The 15,670-nt window shown below is 72.1% G+C and carries 14 protein-coding genes; 3 read left to right on the top strand and 11 right to left on the bottom strand.

Annotated elements, in window-relative coordinates; genetic code table 11:
* The first annotated feature begins 3 nt into the window (after nt 1–3).
* Nucleotides 4–1,029 carry a phosphotransferase family protein gene (locus ACZ6TV_RS13375; protein ID WP_465297411.1) on the top strand — a complete coding sequence of 342 codons (1,026 nt, stop codon included), beginning with the start codon at nt 4–6 and terminating at the stop codon, nt 1,027–1,029.
* A 6-nt stretch (nt 1,030–1,035) separates the two neighbouring features.
* A complete protein-coding gene (locus tag ACZ6TV_RS13370) occupies nt 1,036–2,241 on the top strand; it encodes an acyl-CoA dehydrogenase family protein (RefSeq protein ID WP_465297410.1) in 1,206 nt (401 codons plus the stop codon).
* 62 nt (nt 2,242–2,303) lie between these two features.
* On the opposite strand, the gene ACZ6TV_RS13365 is transcribed toward ACZ6TV_RS13370, so the two are convergent.
* Nucleotides 2,304–3,080 carry an enoyl-CoA hydratase-related protein gene (locus tag ACZ6TV_RS13365; protein WP_465297409.1) on the bottom strand — a complete coding sequence of 259 codons (777 nt, stop codon included), beginning with the start codon at nt 3,078–3,080 and terminating at the stop codon, nt 2,304–2,306.
* Nucleotides 3,077–4,054 (bottom strand): NAD(P)H-dependent flavin oxidoreductase, encoded by a 978-nt coding sequence (locus ACZ6TV_RS13360; protein ID WP_465297408.1) that lies wholly within the window; start codon nt 4,052–4,054, stop codon nt 3,077–3,079. Before ACZ6TV_RS13360 ends, ACZ6TV_RS13365 begins: the two co-directional genes overlap by 4 nt.
* 137 nt (nt 4,055–4,191) lie before the next feature.
* On the opposite strand from ACZ6TV_RS13360, the gene ACZ6TV_RS13355 reads away from it, so the two are divergent.
* Complete coding sequence (locus tag ACZ6TV_RS13355; RefSeq protein ID WP_465297407.1) at nt 4,192–4,812, top strand: TetR/AcrR family transcriptional regulator; 621 nt, start codon at nt 4,192–4,194, stop codon at nt 4,810–4,812.
* Here ACZ6TV_RS13355 and ACZ6TV_RS13350 read toward each other — a convergent pair.
* The 9 genes from ACZ6TV_RS13350 to ACZ6TV_RS13310 form a co-directional block, all read right to left on the bottom strand.
* Nucleotides 4,809–5,141: a DUF6285 domain-containing protein gene (locus ACZ6TV_RS13350; protein ID WP_465297406.1), complete on the bottom strand. Its 333-nt coding sequence runs from the start codon at nt 5,139–5,141 to the stop codon at nt 4,809–4,811. The genes ACZ6TV_RS13355 and ACZ6TV_RS13350 overlap by 4 nt on opposite strands.
* Nucleotides 5,142–5,155: 14 nt before the next feature.
* Nucleotides 5,156–6,070 carry a phosphotransferase family protein gene (locus ACZ6TV_RS13345; protein ID WP_465297405.1) on the bottom strand — a complete coding sequence of 305 codons (915 nt, stop codon included), beginning with the start codon at nt 6,068–6,070 and terminating at the stop codon, nt 5,156–5,158.
* Entirely contained in the window at nt 6,067–7,599 is a 1,533-nt protein-coding gene (locus tag ACZ6TV_RS13340) for an AMP-binding protein (protein ID WP_465297404.1), read from the bottom strand. Before ACZ6TV_RS13340 ends, ACZ6TV_RS13345 begins: the two co-directional genes overlap by 4 nt.
* Nucleotides 7,592–11,086, bottom strand: a complete 3,495-nt coding sequence (locus ACZ6TV_RS13335; protein WP_465297403.1) for an ABC transporter permease subunit — start codon at nt 11,084–11,086, stop codon at nt 7,592–7,594. The genes ACZ6TV_RS13340 and ACZ6TV_RS13335 overlap by 8 nt, the downstream gene beginning before the upstream one ends.
* A 15-nt stretch (nt 11,087–11,101) precedes the next feature.
* Nucleotides 11,102–12,316 carry an ABC transporter substrate-binding protein gene (locus tag ACZ6TV_RS13330; protein ID WP_465297402.1) on the bottom strand — a complete coding sequence of 405 codons (1,215 nt, stop codon included), beginning with the start codon at nt 12,314–12,316 and terminating at the stop codon, nt 11,102–11,104.
* A gap of 80 nt (nt 12,317–12,396) precedes the next feature.
* Complete coding sequence (locus tag ACZ6TV_RS13325) at nt 12,397–12,954, bottom strand: VOC family protein (RefSeq protein WP_465297401.1); 558 nt, start codon at nt 12,952–12,954, stop codon at nt 12,397–12,399.
* 16 nt (nt 12,955–12,970) lie between these two features.
* Nucleotides 12,971–13,924, bottom strand: a complete 954-nt coding sequence (locus tag ACZ6TV_RS13320; protein WP_465297400.1) for an acyl-CoA dehydrogenase family protein — start codon at nt 13,922–13,924, stop codon at nt 12,971–12,973.
* 7 nt (nt 13,925–13,931) lie between these two features.
* Nucleotides 13,932–14,336 (bottom strand): nuclear transport factor 2 family protein, encoded by a 405-nt coding sequence (locus ACZ6TV_RS13315; protein WP_465297399.1) that lies wholly within the window; start codon nt 14,334–14,336, stop codon nt 13,932–13,934.
* Between the two features lie 73 nt (nt 14,337–14,409).
* Nucleotides 14,410–15,615, bottom strand: a complete 1,206-nt coding sequence (locus ACZ6TV_RS13310) for an acyl-CoA dehydrogenase family protein (RefSeq protein WP_465297398.1) — start codon at nt 15,613–15,615, stop codon at nt 14,410–14,412.
* Nucleotides 15,616–15,670: the final 55 nt, after the last annotated feature.

Genomic DNA, 15,670 nt, shown 5'->3' with positions numbered 1-15,670 from the left:
CCGGTGCGCGAGCTGGTGCGCCCCGACCGGCTGGGGCCGCTGCTGGCCGGCGCCCTGGGCGACGACCGCTGGCGCGACCTGGACGTCACGCTCATCGCGGGCGGGAAGTCGAACCTGACGTTCGAGCTCGCCGGTCCCGCCGGGTCGGTGGTCCTGCGCCGGCCGCCGACCGGTGAGGTGCTGCCGAGCGCCCACGACATGGGCCGCGAGGCGCGGGTGCAGCGGGCCCTCGCCGCGACGCCGGTGCCGGTGCCGCGGGTGCTCCTGGAGGACCGCACCGGTGAGCTGCTCGGCGTGCCGTTCTACGTGATGGAGAAGGTCGACGGTCACGTGGTCCGGGACGCGCTGCCCGCGGGCTACGCACCGGACCCGGCCGACCGGGTCGCGATGGCCGACGCGCTGGTCGACGTCCTCGCCGACCTCCACCGGGTGGACCCCGGGTCGGTCGGCCTCGGCGACTACGGCCGGCCGGCCGGGTTCATGGCGCGGCAGCTGCGCCGCTGGCGCGGCCAGTGGGACGCGTCGAAGACCCATGACCTGCCCGCCCTGGACGAGCTGGGTGCGCGGCTGGCCGAGGCGGTGCCGGCCGCCCAGCGGGCCACGATCGTGCACGGCGACTTCCGGCTGGACAACTGCCTGCTCGACCGGCGGGACCCCGCGCGGGTCCGGGCGGTCCTGGACTGGGAGCTGTCGACACTCGGCGATCCGATGGCGGACCTGGGCATGCTGCTGTTCTACTGGCGGGAGCCCGGCGAGCCGGAGCCGCTGCTGACCCCGGCGATCACCCGCGACGCGGGGTTCCCGGGCCGCGCCCACCTCGCCGAGCGCTACGCCCGCCGGACCGGCACGGACCTGGCGGAGCTCGCGTTCTACGAGGCGTTCGCGCATTTCAAGTTCGCCGTCATCGCCCAGGGGGTGGCGGCCCGGGCCGCGGCCGGGGCGATGGCCGGGCAGACGTTCGGGGATCTCGACGACGAGGTGCGGCGGATCACCGTGGAGGGCTTGGCCGTACTGGACCGGAAGGGCTGAAACACCGTGGATTTTGCGCTCTCGCCGAAGGCGGAGGAGACCGTCGGGCGGATGTGGGACTTCATGCGGGAGGAGGTCTTCCCCGCGGAGCCGGTGTGGGCCGGCTATCTCGCCGAGCACGGTCCGCACGCGTACCCGCCGGTGATGGACGATCTGAAGGCCTCCGCCCGGCGGCGCGGGCTGTGGAACCTGTTCCTGCCCGAGCTGTCCGGGCTGAGCAACGTGGAGTACGCGGCCGTCGCCGAGGTCTCCGGCTGGTCGCCGGTGATCGCCCCGGAGGCGATCAACTGCCAGGCCCCGGACACCGGCAACATGGAGACGCTGCACCGCTTCGCCACCGGCGAGCAGCAGCGGCGCTGGCTGGAGCCGCTGCTGGCCGGGACGATGCGGTCGGCCTACGCGATGACCGAGCCGGACGTCGCCTCCTCTGACGCCACCAACATCACGACCACGATCGTCCGGGACGGCGACGACTACGTCATCAACGGCCGTAAGTGGTGGATCACCGGCGTCGCCGACCAGCGGTGCCAGATCTTCATCGTGATGGGCAAGTCCGACCCCGGCGCCGAGACGCACCGGCAGCAGACCATGATCCTGGTCCCGCGGGACAGCCCCGGGCTCGAGATCGTCCGGCACCTGCCGATCTTCGGCTACCAGGACCAGCACGGCCACTCCGAGCTGGTGTTCCGCGACGTCCGCGTGCCCCGGGCCAACCTGCTGGGCGCGGAGGGCGACGGGTTCGCGATCGCGCAGGCCCGTCTCGGGCCGGGCCGGATCCATCACGCGATGCGGGCGATCGGCATGGCGGAGCGGGCCCTCGCGCTCATGGTCGGCCGGGCGAAGTCGCGGGTCGCGTTCGGCGCGCCGCTCGCCGAGCAGGGCGTGGTCCGGGAGCTGATCGCGCAGTCGCGCATCGACATCGACCAGGCGCGGCTCCTGGTGTACAAGACGGCGTGGCTGATCGACCGGCACGGCGCGAAGGGCGCGCGGACCGAGATCGCCGCGATCAAGGTCGCCGCGCCGGCGATGGCGACCGCCGTCATCGACCGGGCGATCGAGGTCTTCGGCGGCGCCGGGGTCGGTGACGACACCCCGCTCGCGTACTTCTACGCGTGGGCGCGGGTCCTGCGCATCGTCGACGGCCCCGACGCCGTCCACCGCCGCACGATCGCCCGCGAGGAGCTCCGCCGCGAACGCCCTTACGCGGGGTAGACGCGAACGCCTCGACGCGGGGTGGACGCGAACGCCCCTACCCCGCGTGGACGCGAACGCCCCTACGCGGGGTAGACCGGTGCCCGGCGCTCCCGGAGCGCGGTCAGGCCCTCGGCGTAGTCGGGGCCGTCCAGCAGCTCACCCTGGTCGTCGAGCTCGTGCCGCATGGCCGCCGCGAGCTCGTCGGCGTGGGCCCGCCGGAGGGCCTGCTTGGTGCGGCGCAGCGCCTCCCGTGACGCGCCGGCGGTCCCGGCCGCCAGGGCGCGGGCGGTGTCGAGGAGGTCGGCGGCCGGGACGACGTCGGAGGCCAGGCCCCACGCGAGTGCCGTCGGCGCCGGCACGCGCTCGGCGAACAGCGCCATCCGTGCCGCCCGCACCCGCCCGATCGCGGCGGGGAGCAGGTGGGTCGCGCCCCCGTCGGGCAGCAGCCCGATCTTGACGAACGGCAGCTGGAACCAGCTCGTGTCGGCGGCGATGACGGCGTCGCAGGCGACGGCGAACGAGACGCCGACGCCGACCGCCGGCCCGTTCACGGCGGCGACGACCGGGATGCCGGCCTGGACCACGGCGAGGACCACGTCGTTGGCCGCGGCGACGATCGCGCGGCCGTCCGCGCCGCCGGTCGCGGCCCCGGCCGGGGAGACGTCGGCGCCGGCGCAGAAGGCCCGTCCCTCCCCGGTGAGCAGGATGCACCGCACCCCGGGTGAGGCGGCCTCGGCCCGCAGCCGGCTGCCGAGCAGCCGCATGCCGTCCAGGTCGAGGGCGTTGAGCCGGTCGGGGCGGGCCAGGGTGACCGTCGTGACCGGGCCGTCCGTGCTGACCCGTACCGCGTCCGTCATCGTCCCACGACCAGCGGGCTCAGCTTCGTGCTGATCAGGTCCTCGGCCTGCGCGACCATGCGGGAGACCAGCTCGGCCACGGTCGGGATGTCGTCGATCAGCGCCTGCGACTGCCCGACGGTCCACAGCCCGCGGTCCAGCTCGCCGGTCTCGTAGACCTCGCGGCCCCGGACGCCCGCCACGAGCTCGCGCACGTCGGCGAACTCGCCACCGGCGCGCAGGATCGAGACGACCTCGCCGCTGATGGCGTTCGTCGCGACGCGTGCGGTGTTGTGCAGCGTGCGGAAGATCAGGGTGGTCTCGAGCTCGCCGGCCTCGACGATGCGCCGTTTGACGTTCTCGTGCACCGGGGCCTCGACGGTGCACATGAAGCGGGTGCCCATGTTCACCGCGTCGGCGCCCAGCGCCAGCGCGGCGACCAGGCCGCGGGCGTCGGCGATCCCGCCAGAGGCGACGATCGGGATCGAGACGCGGCGGGCGGCGGCGGCGATGAGGATGAGCCCGGGGACGTCGTCCTCGCCCGGGTGGCCGGCGCACTCGAAGCCGTCGATGCTCACGGCGTGCACGCCGAGCGACTCGGCCTTGAGCGCGTGCCGCACGCTCGTGCACTTGTGGATCACCTTGATGCCGGCGGCGGTGAAGGCGGGCATGTGCTCGGCCGGGCTGAACCCGGCGGTCTCGACGATCCGGATCCCCGACTCGATGATCGCGGCGCGGTACTCGGCGTACGGCGGCGGCGAGATCGCGGGCAGGATCGTGAGGTTGACGCCGAACTCCTGGTCGGTGAGCTCCCGGCAGCGGGCGATCTCCTTGACGAGGTCCTCGGGTGTCGGCTGGGTCAGCGCAGTGATGAACCCGAGCGCACCGGCGTCGGCCACGGCGGCCACCAGTTCGGCCCGGCCGACCCATTGCATGCCGCCCTGCACGATGGGGTGCCGGACGCCGAACTCACGGGTGAAGCGCGTCTCGATCATGCGGTTCCTTCGATGTTCGGGCCGGTCATCGGGGCGTCGGCGGCGTTCGCGAGACGCCCGAAATCGGGCGATAAACTTGATGTTAATATCACTTTTAGATCTCAGATCGTGGATCGACGACGGAAAGCGGGAGCGGGATGCCACGCCAGTACACGAAGGGAGCGCGCACGGCGGCCGCGTTCCTCGAGGCGGCCAACAAGGAGTTCGCGGCCCGCGGCTACCTGCTGACCAAGGTCGAGGACATCGCCCGCACCGCGGGCCGGTCGTCGGCGAGCTTCTACAACTACTTCACCGACAAGGCCGACGTGCTCGCCGCCCTCGCGCAGGCCTTCCACGAGGACACCCGGGCCCAGATCTCGGTGCCCTACCAGGAGGGTCGCCCGCCCGAGGAGGCCATCCGGCTGGCGATCACCATCTTCTGGGAGACCTACCGCAACCGTCTCGGCGCGCTCAGCGGCGTGTTCCAGGCGTCGATGGCCGACCCGGCGTTCCTGGAGAGCTGGCGGGAGATCCGGCGGTCGGCCATCGACTTCATCGTCCGGGGCGTCGAACAGGCGCAGAAGGACGGCTACTGCCCGGGCATCGACGTGCGGATGACCTCGTCGGCGCTGTCGTCGATGCTGGAGCTGTCCTGCTACGTGTGGCTGGCCCAGGGCGGCGACAACGCCGGCTCCGTCGTCGACGAGCAGGCCGCGATCGACTCGCTCGCCAGCATCTGGTACCACGCCATCTACTGGCGCCCGGAGGACCATGGCTAACCGCGGCCGAGGACGCGCAGCTCGACGTCGGTGCGCCGGCCCAGCGCCGCGACGACCTGGGCGAAGCGCTCCGGGGCGAGGCCGGCCCTGATCTCGGCGACCAGGGCCCGTTCGTCCGGCACGCCGAGCTCCGCGAAGACCGCCTGATCGACGTGCCGGCGCTCGGGTCCGGCGGTCAGGTCCCGCCGCACGGTTTCCAGCGCGGCGATGCACGCCTTGAGCAGGTACCGGCCGCGTCCGCTGACCTGTGGCAGGAGCTCGTCGCCGAGCGTCTCCACGACGGCCGTCAGCAGGTCGTCGTGGTCGGGCACCGCCGCGTGGGCAGTCATCTGTTCTCCCGTCGTCACCGCAGCAGTCCCAGCAGGTCGTGCTCCACCTCGACCACCCGCCGGCCGACCAGCGCCAGGTCGATCGAGCGGGTGGTGCCGGACAGGTGCCGGTCGGCCTGCTGCAGGCAGCCGACGGCCCAGATCCAGGTGCCCAGCACGACCGCCCACGCGAAGTCGGCGTCGGACACGTCCACGCCGGCCGCGGCCCGGTACGCGTCCAGGAAGTCCGGCACGCCACCGAAGCCGCCGATCGTGCCCGGCCCGCGGAAGCGCCAGCTGCGCACCGCGATCCACCCCAGGTCCTCCAGGGGGTCGCCGCGGTGGGCCGACTCCCAGTCCAGGACCCCGACGAGGCCGTCGGCGCCGACCACGAAGTTGCCGAGCCGGAAGTCGCCGTGGGTCAGGGCGGTGCGGCGCTGTGCCGGCTGCCGTTCCCGCAGCCACGCGTAGGCGAGTTCGAGCACCGGCCGGTCGGGGTCGAGCCGGTCGAGCGTGCTGCGGTACTCCACGAGCCGGTCCTCGTCCGGCAGGTCCGGCACCGCGCCGGGATCGACGGTGTGCAGCCGGCCGAGTGCGTCGCCGCACTGGCGGGCCAGCCGCGGCCCGGCCGGGCCGGTCGTCAGCCCGTCGAGGATCCGGCGGGGCACGGTCTCGCCGGCGAGCCGCTCCAGGACTAGCCCGCCGGGCACCACGGCGATCACCTCGGGCGCGGCGACGCCGGCGGTGCGGGCGGCGCGGATGACGCCGGCCTCGAACGCGGCGCCGCCGCCGCGTCGCTCCCCGGGGGGATCGGTCAGCAGGATGAGTTTGCGGTCCGCGGCCTTGAACGCCCAGACCTCCCGGGAGGAGCCGCCGGTCAGCCGCTCCAGTCCGGTCACCGGCCCGTCCAGTACCTCGGCGAGCATCGCGTCGACGGTCGGGGCGGTCATCGGCCGGTCACCCGGTCCCAGGTGCCGGCGGTGAACGGGTCGCGTTTGAGTTCCACCTTGCGCACCTTGCTGGTCGGGGTCTTCGGCAGCTCGTCGAGGAATTCGATGTAGCGGGGAACCATGAACCTGGGCATGGTGGCCGCGAGGAACTCGGCGAGGGCGGGGGCTTCGAGCTTCACTTCCGGCATGGCGACGACGCAGATCTTGATCTCTTCCTCCCCGTCGTCGGAGGGCACGCCGATCGCGGCGCACTCCAGGACGTCCGGGTGGGCGGTGACCATCGACTCGACCTCGAACGAGGAGATGTTCTCCGACCGGCGCCGGACCGCGTCCTTGACCCGGTCGACGAGGTAGTAGTTGCCCGTCTCGTCCCGGCGGAAGGCGTCGCCGGTGTGGTACCAGCCGTTGCGCCACGCCCGGGCGGTGTCGGCCGGCCGCCCGAGGTAGCCCATGTTCATCGTCCACGGCCGGTCGGCGCGGACGATCAGCTCGCCGATGTGGCCGTCCGGGACCTCGGTGTCGAAGTCGTCGACGATGCGCAGCTCGTAGCCGTCCCGGGCGCGGCCGCAGCTGCGGTGGTCGACGACGTGGTCGCCGGTCGCGATCGGCCAGCCGGCCTCGGTCATCCCGTAGTTGGTCCGCATCCGCAGCCCGAACCGCTGCCCGAACGCGGCGTGGTCGGGCAGCAGCGGACCACCGGTGATGCTCTCGACCGGGTTGTCGCGGTCGTCGGGGCGCGGCGGCTGCTGCCAGAGGAAGTTCGCCATCGCGTAGAAGGCCCAGGCCCGGTTGCAGGCGTGCGTACGGACGTCCGGCCAGAAACGGTCGGTCTTGAAGCCGTCGCGGAAGACGAACGAGCCGCCCCAGTGCGCGACGATCTGCAGCGGTACCTTGCCGCCGAGGTGGAACGCGGCGAACGGCGCGTAGAGCCGGTCGCCGGGGCCGATGTCGTCGAACGCCTCGATGCCGGTGGTGAGCTGCCCCCACGGCGTGAGCACGCCCTTGGACGGCCCGGTGGTGCCGGAGGTGTAGATGACGGCGGCGGTGTCCCACGGTTTCGGGTCGTCCAGCCCGGCCAGCGCCGCGGGGTCGTCCGGCAGCGGCTGCCCGATCTCCAGGACGACGAGGGCGGCGCCGGCGTCCGCGGCGTGCCGCAGCTCCTCGGCGCGGGCCGCGACCGTGACGATCAGCCGGGGCCCGGAGTCGTGCAGCACGTGCCGGAGCATCTCGCCGCGGTAGGCGGGGTTGATCGGCACCTGGACCGCGCGCAGCCAGCCGCACGCGATCCACAGCGCCTGCTCGTCGACGCACGTGGGCAGCAGGACGGCGACCCGGTCGGCCGGGCCGACGCCCTGCTCGCGCAGGAGCGTGGCGAACTGCTCGACCCGCCGCTGGAACGCGCCGTAGGTGACCGGGCCCCGCTCGGCGTCGATGAGGAAGTCCCGGTCCGGCAGTTCGGTGGCCCGCCGGCGGATGAGGCCCGGCAGGACGCGGGCCGGGTCCGGTGCCCGGGCCGGGGACTCATCCACTCGCGACCTCGCTCAGGTAGGACCGCTCCAGGTTCGACCAGTCCCTGGCCAGCTCGGACGAGGTCCCGGCGGTGATCACCCGGCCGCGCCGCAGGACGTAGGCCCGGTCGGCGACCTCCAGGGCCCGGGCCGCCTGCTGCTCGACGAGCAGGACGCCGAGCCCTTCGTCGGCGGCCCGCCGGATGGCCCGCAGCAGCCGGTCGACGACCAGGGGCGCCAGGCCGAGCGAGAGCTCGTCGGCGAGCAGCAGGGCGGGCCGCCCGGCCAGGGCCCGGGCCAGGGTCAGGATCTGCTGCTCGCCGCCGGACAGCAGGCCGGCCCGGCGGTCCAGCAGCGGGGTCAGCTCGGGGAACGTCTCCAGCGCGAGCGAGCGCGCACCCCGGCCGAGCCGCAGGTTCTCCGCGGTGCTCAGCTGCATGAACACCGAGCGTTCCTCGGGGACGAAGGCCATGCCTTCGCGGGCCCGCCGGTGCAGCCGGGCCGACGCCGGTCGGCCGCGCCAGTGCACGGTCCCGGCGAGGGGTTTCAGCTCCCCCGCCAGGGTCAGCAGCGTGGTGGTCTTGCCCGCGCCGTTGGGTCCCAGCAGGGCCACGATCTCACCGGGCCGCACGACCAGGTCGAGGTCCCGCAGCGCGGCGAGGTCGCCGTACCCGGCGCTGAGGCCGCGGGCCTCGATGAGGGGCTCGCCGTCCGCGGGCGCCTTGGCCGCGGGGGCCGGTGCGCGCTCGGTCACCTCGGCGGGGCCGGGCCGCACGGCATCGCCGGCCGTGTCCTGGGTGCCGAGGTAGGCGGTGATGACGGCCGGGTCGGAGCGGATCTCCGCGGGTGTCCCGGACGCGATCACCTTGCCGAAGTTGAGGACCGACACCTGGTCGCTGACGTCCAGCACGACGGACACGTTGTGCTCGACCAGCAGTACCGCCATCCGCAGCTCGGTCGCGAGCCGGCGGATGAGGTGGCCGAGCTCGGCGGTCTCGGTGTCGTCCAGGCCGGCGGCCGGTTCGTCGAGCAGCAGGACCGAGGCGCCGGTGGCGACGGACCGGGCGATGGCCAGCAGCCGGCGGCGGCCGTACGGCAGCTCGTCGGGCTTGCGTTCGAGGTCGTCCTCCAGGTGGAACTCGCGGATGGCGGCGAGCGCGGCCGGCGAGTACCGCTCCCGGCCGGGGACGACGAGGTTGGACACGAACGCGGGCCAGTCCTGCCGGTCGCACGCGGCGAGCAGGTTCTCCCGGACGGTCATCGTCTCGAACAGCTCGAGGCTCTGGAAGGAGCGGCTGATGCCGGCCGCGGCCCGGCGCTGGGCCGGCCAGCGGCTGATGTCCTGGCCGTCGAGGGTCATCGTGGCGCCCGGGCCGTCCACGAACCCGGTCAACGCGTCGATCAGGGTCGTCTTGCCCGCACCGTTGGGCCCGATGAGCCCGTGGACCTGGCCCGGCACGAGTTTGAGCGCCACGTCGTCGAGCGCGGTCACGCCGCCGAAGCGCACCGTCAGGCCGCTGACGTCCACCGGCCGTTCGACGACGCTGAACGTGGTCTCCCCGCCCAGTTCGGCGACGTCCCGGCGGCGGACCCGGCGGCCGCCGCGGGCGCGGACCCACTTGGGCACCATCCACCCGGGTAGCCGCTGCGTGGCCAGGCCGTTGGGCAGCTGCGGCAGCACCATGAGCAGGGTCAGGCCGAGGATCATCTGCCCGACCTCGTTGCGCGAGATGAACTGCGCGAACGCGGTGCCGGGGAAGAGCTGCGAGATCACCCCGGAGAGCAGTCCGGCCGGGGCGTACAGGGCGCCGATGACGGCACCGACGAGGTAGCCGATGCCGCCGATGATGGAGAACACGACCGCGAAGATGGACTGGAAGGCGGTGTACGTCGGCACGAACGTCACGTTGGGCTGGCGGAAGGACAGCAGGACGCCGCCGGCCGCGGCCAGGGCGGCCGAGATGCCGAAGGCGAAGATCTTGGCGCGGGCGACGCTGATGCCGATGCTGGCCGCGGCGCGCTCGTTCGACCGGACGGCCACCAGGCGGCGGCCGGCCCGGCCGCGCCGGAGGTTCGCGACCATCAGGGCGGCCAGGATGAACATCACCAGGCAGAAGATCGCGTAGCGGCTGGGCCAGAAGTACGTGTCCATGTCGATGCCGAAGATCTTCGGCGAGCCCACGTTGATGCCCGTGAACCCGCCGGTGCGCTCGGTCGAGGAGAAGATCTGGTGCTCCAGCACCACGGCCAGGCACAGCGTCACCACGGCCAGGTTCATGCCCCGGGTCCGCAGCGCCGGCAGGCCGACGATGATGCCGACCGGGACCGCGCCCACGACGCCGATGAGCAGCGCGGCCCAGAACGGGACGCCGTGGTCGGCGACCAGGCGGGCGGCGATCCAGGCGCCCATGCCGGCGAGCGCCATCTGCGCCAGCGACAGCTGTCCCGTGTAGCCGGTGACGACGACGAGGGACAGCACGACGAGGCCGAGCGCCAGGGTGATCTCGGTGGCACCGAGCAGTGCGGGCGGGAACACGAAGTACAGCAGTCCGAGCGCGACGAGCCCGGCGCCGATCAGCACCGGTGGGCGCACGATGCCGGTGCCGAGCTGGGGCGGGCGCTGGATCGCCTCGCCCCGCAGCGGCAGGGAACGGCCGGAGATGACGAGGACGAGGATGATGACGATGAACGGCACCGCCTGGCCCCAGCCGTCGGCGTGCTGGCGGGTGCCGATCCAGGCGACCTCGGACTCGAGCATGCCGATGAGCAGCCCGCCGGCCATCGTCAGCGGGAAGGACTTGAAGCCGCCGAGCAGGGCGGCGGCGAGGGCCGGCACGATGAGCATGGCGAGGTTCTCCACCTGCAGCGTGCCGATGCTGACGATGAGCACGGCCGACACCACGCTGAGGGCGCAGCCCACCATCCAGTTGACGGTCGCGATGGTGTCCGGGGAGATGCCCAGCGCCGAGCTGGCCCGGCCGTTCTCGGCCACGGCCGAGGTGGCGAGGCCGAAGCGGGTGGAGCGGTACACGAGCGTGAGCACGACGGCCAGGACCACGCCGACGCCGAGGATGGCGAGCCGGTCGGTCCCGATCCGGATGCCCGGCAGCACGGTCGTGGATCCGTCCGGCAGGATCGAGGTGACGATCCTGGCTTTGCCCACGCCGAACAGGTACTGGCCGAGGCCGAAGAGGAACGCGAAGACGCCCAGTGTCGCGATGAGCCGGGACACCGGTGGCGCGTCCCGGAGTGGTCGCATGACGAGCTGATGGATCAGCGCGCCGATGGCCAGGCCCACGCCGATGGCGAGCAGTGCCGCCACCGGCGTGGCCATGCCGGCCTCGCGTTGCAGGTAGAAGACATAGGCGCCCACCATGCCGACCGCGCCCTGGCTGAAGTTCAGGATTCCGGAGCCGCGGTAGATCAGCACGATTCCGAGGGCGGACAGGCCATAGATCGCGCCGGCCCCGACTCCGAGTACGGCGAACCTGATCACGTCAGTCAGCATGTGGAGGCCCGATCCTCAGCTCTTCGGCGGAGTGGTGCAGTTCTGGCCGGTGTAGGCGTCGCGGAAGGTGTCGTACACCGGGAGTTCCTTGCCGCCGCCGTACTTCACGATGAACGCGCAGGAGGTGAAGATCCGCGGGTATCCGCCGACGTTGCCCTTCTGCCACTGGATCGGCGGGGTGAGGCCGATGTCGATGCCGCTCATCGTCGGCAGCGCGTCCCACAGGGCGGTGTTGGTCGGGTCGGGCACCTTCTTGGCCGCTTCGGCGAAGGCGAGGACGGCGGCGTAGGCGTTGAGGCGGAAGCCGCGCGTCTCGCTGATCCCCTGCTTCGACATGGCCGCGACGTAGTTCTTGGTGGCCGTGTTCTCGTACGACGGCGGCAGGTAGCCCAGCGCCTCGTAGAGACCGTCGGAGGCCGCGCCGAGCGCGTCGGCGACCTTTTCCTTCTGGGTGCCGATGATGCCGATCGCGATGTTCGGCGCGTCCTTCTTGAGCTGCTTGATGAAGGCGGTCGAGTCGGTGCCGGGCAGCACGGTCAGGATGGCGTCGGTGCCGCCCGCGAGGACGGCCTGGACGTAGGGCGCCATGTCGGCGGCGCCGGTCGGCACGGGCACGTCGTTGAGGATCTTCTGGCCGGCGGACGTGAGGCCCTGGTTGGCGAAGCCGCTGAACGCGCCGCCGCCGTCGATCTGGATGCGGGCCATGCTGATCTTCTTGAAGCCCTGCGCGGCGAGCGCGTTGGCCAGTGACGCGGTCTGGATCGGGGTGCTGCCGTCGAGGGGGAACTGCGCGATCTCCGTCAGGTCGGTGCCGGAGGTGACGGCACCGATGATCGGGATCTTCGCCTCGCGGAGGATCTTCTCGTGGCCCTTCTGCAGGGTGAGCTCGCCGACGACGGCGGCCACCCCGAGGCTCTGGGCCTGGCGGGCGCAGTTGTCGGCGGTGTTCGGGTCGTTGCCGGTCTTGCAGACGGTCATCTCGATCGGCCGTCCGTTGACGCCGCCGTTCGCGTTCACCTGGGCCAGGCCGGCGTTCGCGCCGTCGACGAGCTCGGGGGCGGCGCCCGAACCGGTCTCGTCGTAGATGAGCATGACCTTCACCGGATTGCCGGCCGTCGAGCCACCGCCCGGGGCGGCGGTGGGTGACTTGGTCTTGTCGTTGCTGCAGGCGGTTAACGCGAGCGGCAGAACAAGCATCGCCGCAGCGAGGCGGGTCCGCAGCGTCCTCATGAATGCCTCCATCAAGGCCAGGAAAGGTTGGGGTGTGGGCCTGATACTGACATCAGTTTCAGAAAAAGGGAACAGCAGATTCAGGCGTTCGCAACGGTCTCCGCCACGGGCGCGGCCGGCTCGTGGCGGACGTCCTCGGGGGTCAGCTCCCGCGTCCAGGCGGCGAACTCCAGCAGGATGCCGTCCGGGTCGAAGAAGTACAGCGAGCCGACGTAGACGCCGTCGTGCATGCGCCGCGCGATCGTGGACGGGCTGTCGTCATGGAACACGACGTGCCCGACCTCCACGCCCTTGGCCTTGAGCCGCTCGCGGTACTCGTCGAACTTGTCGACCGGGATCTGCAGGGCGACATGGTTCATCGACGCGACGGCGCTGGCGATGTCGCCGACCCCGGGCAGCGCGCCGGGATGGGTCACGCCGGGGACCTTGTCCGGCGCACCGGGGAACCAGAAGAAGGCCAGGGCGTTGCCGCCGCCGCAGTCGAAGAAGAAGTGCTGCCCCATCCCGCTCGGCAGCTCGACCGTCTTGATCAACGGCAGGCCGAGCACGTTGGTGTAGAAGTCCACCGTGCGGCGCATGTCGCTGCACACCAGCGCGAGGTGGTTGATGCCGTTGATCTCGAATTCTCGCTCGGCCATGATGCGCCTCCAGGGTTCAGTTGATTGAGCCGATCCCGGCCCGGTCGGCCACCAGGTCCAGGTGCTGCGCCGCACCGCCGGCGAGCTGACCGTTGGTGTGGGCCCGCTTGAGATGGATGTGCGCGGGGTGCTCCCACGTGAAGCCGATGCCGCCGTAGGTCTGGATCGCGCCCTCGGCCGCCGCCAGATAGGCGTCGGTGGCGGCGAGCTTCGCGACCGCGGCGGCCAGCGCCGAGTCCGGCGCGCCGGCATCCAGCCGGCGCACCGCGTATTCGACCGCCGCCACCGCTCCGTCGAGCTGGCTCGACACGTCGGCCAGGCGGTGCTTGACCGCCTGGAACGAGCCGATGGGGCGGCCGAACTGCATGCGCTGCCGGGCGTACTCGACGGCGCCGCGCAGCGCGGCCCGGGCCCCGCCGACGGAGTCGGCCGCGACCAGCGCGGCGAGTTCGGACCGCAGCCGCTCGGCCTGCCAGTCGCCGTCCCGGCCGAGCGGCGTGGCCGCCGCCTGGTCGTGCTCGACGTGCCACAGGACGCGTGACGGGTCGAGCGTGGGCAGCGGGCGCCGCACGACGCCGGGGGCGTCGGCCGGCACCGCGAACAGGTCCGGGCCCGTCGCGATCACGAACGTGTCTGCCGCGCCGCCCTCCAGCACGTAGCCGCACCCGCCGTCGGGCAGCACGAGCGCGACCCGGTGCCGGCCGCTGACCGCGTCCGCCAGGAGCCGGTCCCGTTGCGGGGACGCCGGTGCGCAATGCAGCGCGCGCAGGCCGAACATGTGGCCCAGCAACGGCGTGGCGGCCGGCACGGCGCCGCACTCCTCGATCGCCACCGCCAGGTCCTCGAGCCCGGTCTCGGCGACACCGAGGTCGAACAGCGTGTCCCAGTTCCCGCTCGGGGTGCAGCGGGCGACCACGGCCGCCACCGAGGAGCGCCACTGCTCGCGTTCGGCGGCGTTGAGCTGGCTCACGGCCGGCTCACGACCGCAGCGCGGCGGCGGCCTGGCTGTCGAGGTACTCGTCGATGCGGGAGATCCGCCCGCCGGTCACCGTCACCACCAGGCACGCGGGGATCTCGAGCTCGGTGCCGTTGGGCGCGGTGCCCCGCAGCACGTGCTGCTCCACGTAGCCGGTCGGCGTCGCGTGGCGCACCACCTCCTCGTAGCGCTTGTTGGCGACCTTGCGGTGCAGCCAGTTGAGCACCTTGAGGTTCTGCTCGACGCGCTGCTCGTGCTGGTCGTCGTTGTGCCAGACCACCACGTCGGGCGTGTAGATCTCGTCGCGCAGGGCGTCGAGGTCGTTGGCGTCGATCGCCACGGCCAGGCGCTCGGCCAGCGCGAGCGAGATGTCCGCCGGGCTGGTTGTGTGCTCGCTCGTCGTCATGACACTTCCTAAAAGTGATGTCAGTATCAGGAATAAGCTAACGGGTCGGGCTGAGGTTCGGCAAGGACCGCGATCAGCGCACGACGTCCGACCACGGCGCCTGGTCGCGGTACCGGCGCAACAGCCGCTTGGCGACCACCATCCGGTGCACCTCGTCCGGGCCGTCGTAGATGCGGGCGTAGCGGGCGTCGCGGTACATGCGCTCCAGCGGGGCGTCCTCGGTGACGCCCATCGCGCCGTACACCTGCAGCGCGCGGTCGACGACGTCGTGCAGCATCTGCGCGCCGAAGAACTTGATCAGCGAGATCTCGACCCGGGCGTCCTGGCCGTCGTCGATCTTCCGCGCCGCGTCCAGGGTCATCAGCCGGGCCGCCTGGATGTGGGCGGCCGACTCGGCGATGTACCGCTGGATCTCACCCTTCTCCGACAGCAGCGAGCCGTGCGCGTAGCGGGTCGACGCCCGCTCGCACATCAGCTCGAAGGCGCGCTGGGCCTGCCCGAGCCAGCGCATGCTGTGGGTGATCCGGCCCGGCCCGAGCCGCGCCTGAGCCACCGCGAAGCCGCCGCCGCGCGGGCCGAGCAGGTTCGCGGCAGGCACCCGCACGTTGTCGTAGCGGACCTCGCAGTGATTGCCGCCGTAGTGGCCCATGGTCCGCACGACCCGCTCGATGTTGTAGCCGGGCGTGTCCGTGGGCACGAGGATCATCGAGAACTGCTGGTGCTTCGGCGCGTCCGGGTCCGTCTTGACGAAGACGGTGGTGTACATCGCCTTGTTGGCCCCGGAGGTGAACCACTTGTGGCCGTTGATCACCCATTCGTCGCCGTCGAGCACCGCGGTGCTCTGGATCAGCGTCGGGTCCGAGCCGGCCACCTCCGGCTCGGTCATGCCGATCGTCGGCCCGGTCACGCCCTCGAACAGCAGCGGGATCCACTTCTCCTTCTGGGCCTCGGTGCCGAACTCCAGCAGCATCAGGCAGTCCTGGAAGGACAGCGTGCCGAGGGCCTCCGTGCCCCAGTAGGAACGGCCGACGATCTCGTTGATCATGACGTATTCCATGAACGGGATACCGCCGCCGCCGATCGCGGCCGGGTGCCCGAGTGCCCAGACACCGCGCTCCTTGGCCAGGCTCTTCAGCTCGGCCATCGCCGCGGTGCTGCTGTCGTCGTTGCGGTCCAGGATCGGTTCCCGCGGGATGAGCTCGTCGTCGACGAACCGCCGGACGTCGTGGCGTTGCTGGGCGAAGTCTCGGCTGGGCCGAGCCTGGGCCGTAGTGGACACGGGTGCCACCTCCGGTGGAGATCGAGCGAATTGTTGATACTAACGTCAGTTTCAG

This window comes from Dactylosporangium sp. NPDC051087 (genome assembly GCF_055586325.1).
The sequence above is the reverse complement of the archived record's forward strand: the minus strand, read 5'-3'. Positions and strand labels throughout refer to the sequence as shown.

Bases quoted from the DNA above. Each gene is read 5' to 3' on its own strand.
- ACZ6TV_RS13365 (WP_465297409.1), bottom strand. From the start codon at position 3,080: ATGACGGACGCGGTACGGGTCAGCACGGACGGCCCGGTCACGACGGTC.
- ACZ6TV_RS13360 (WP_465297408.1), bottom strand. From the start codon at position 4,054: ATGATCGAGACGCGCTTCACCCGTGAGTTCGGCGTCCGGCACCCCATC.
- ACZ6TV_RS13355 (WP_465297407.1), top strand. From the start codon at position 4,192: ATGCCACGCCAGTACACGAAGGGAGCGCGCACGGCGGCCGCGTTCCTC.
- ACZ6TV_RS13350 (WP_465297406.1), bottom strand. From the start codon at position 5,141: ATGACTGCCCACGCGGCGGTGCCCGACCACGACGACCTGCTGACGGCC.
- ACZ6TV_RS13345 (WP_465297405.1), bottom strand. From the start codon at position 6,070: ATGACCGCCCCGACCGTCGACGCGATGCTCGCCGAGGTACTGGACGGG.
- ACZ6TV_RS13335 (WP_465297403.1), bottom strand. From the start codon at position 11,086: ATGCTGACTGACGTGATCAGGTTCGCCGTACTCGGAGTCGGGGCCGGC.
- ACZ6TV_RS13330 (WP_465297402.1), bottom strand. From the start codon at position 12,316: ATGAGGACGCTGCGGACCCGCCTCGCTGCGGCGATGCTTGTTCTGCCG.
- ACZ6TV_RS13325 (WP_465297401.1), bottom strand. From the start codon at position 12,954: ATGGCCGAGCGAGAATTCGAGATCAACGGCATCAACCACCTCGCGCTG.
- ACZ6TV_RS13315 (WP_465297399.1), bottom strand. From the start codon at position 14,336: ATGACGACGAGCGAGCACACAACCAGCCCGGCGGACATCTCGCTCGCG.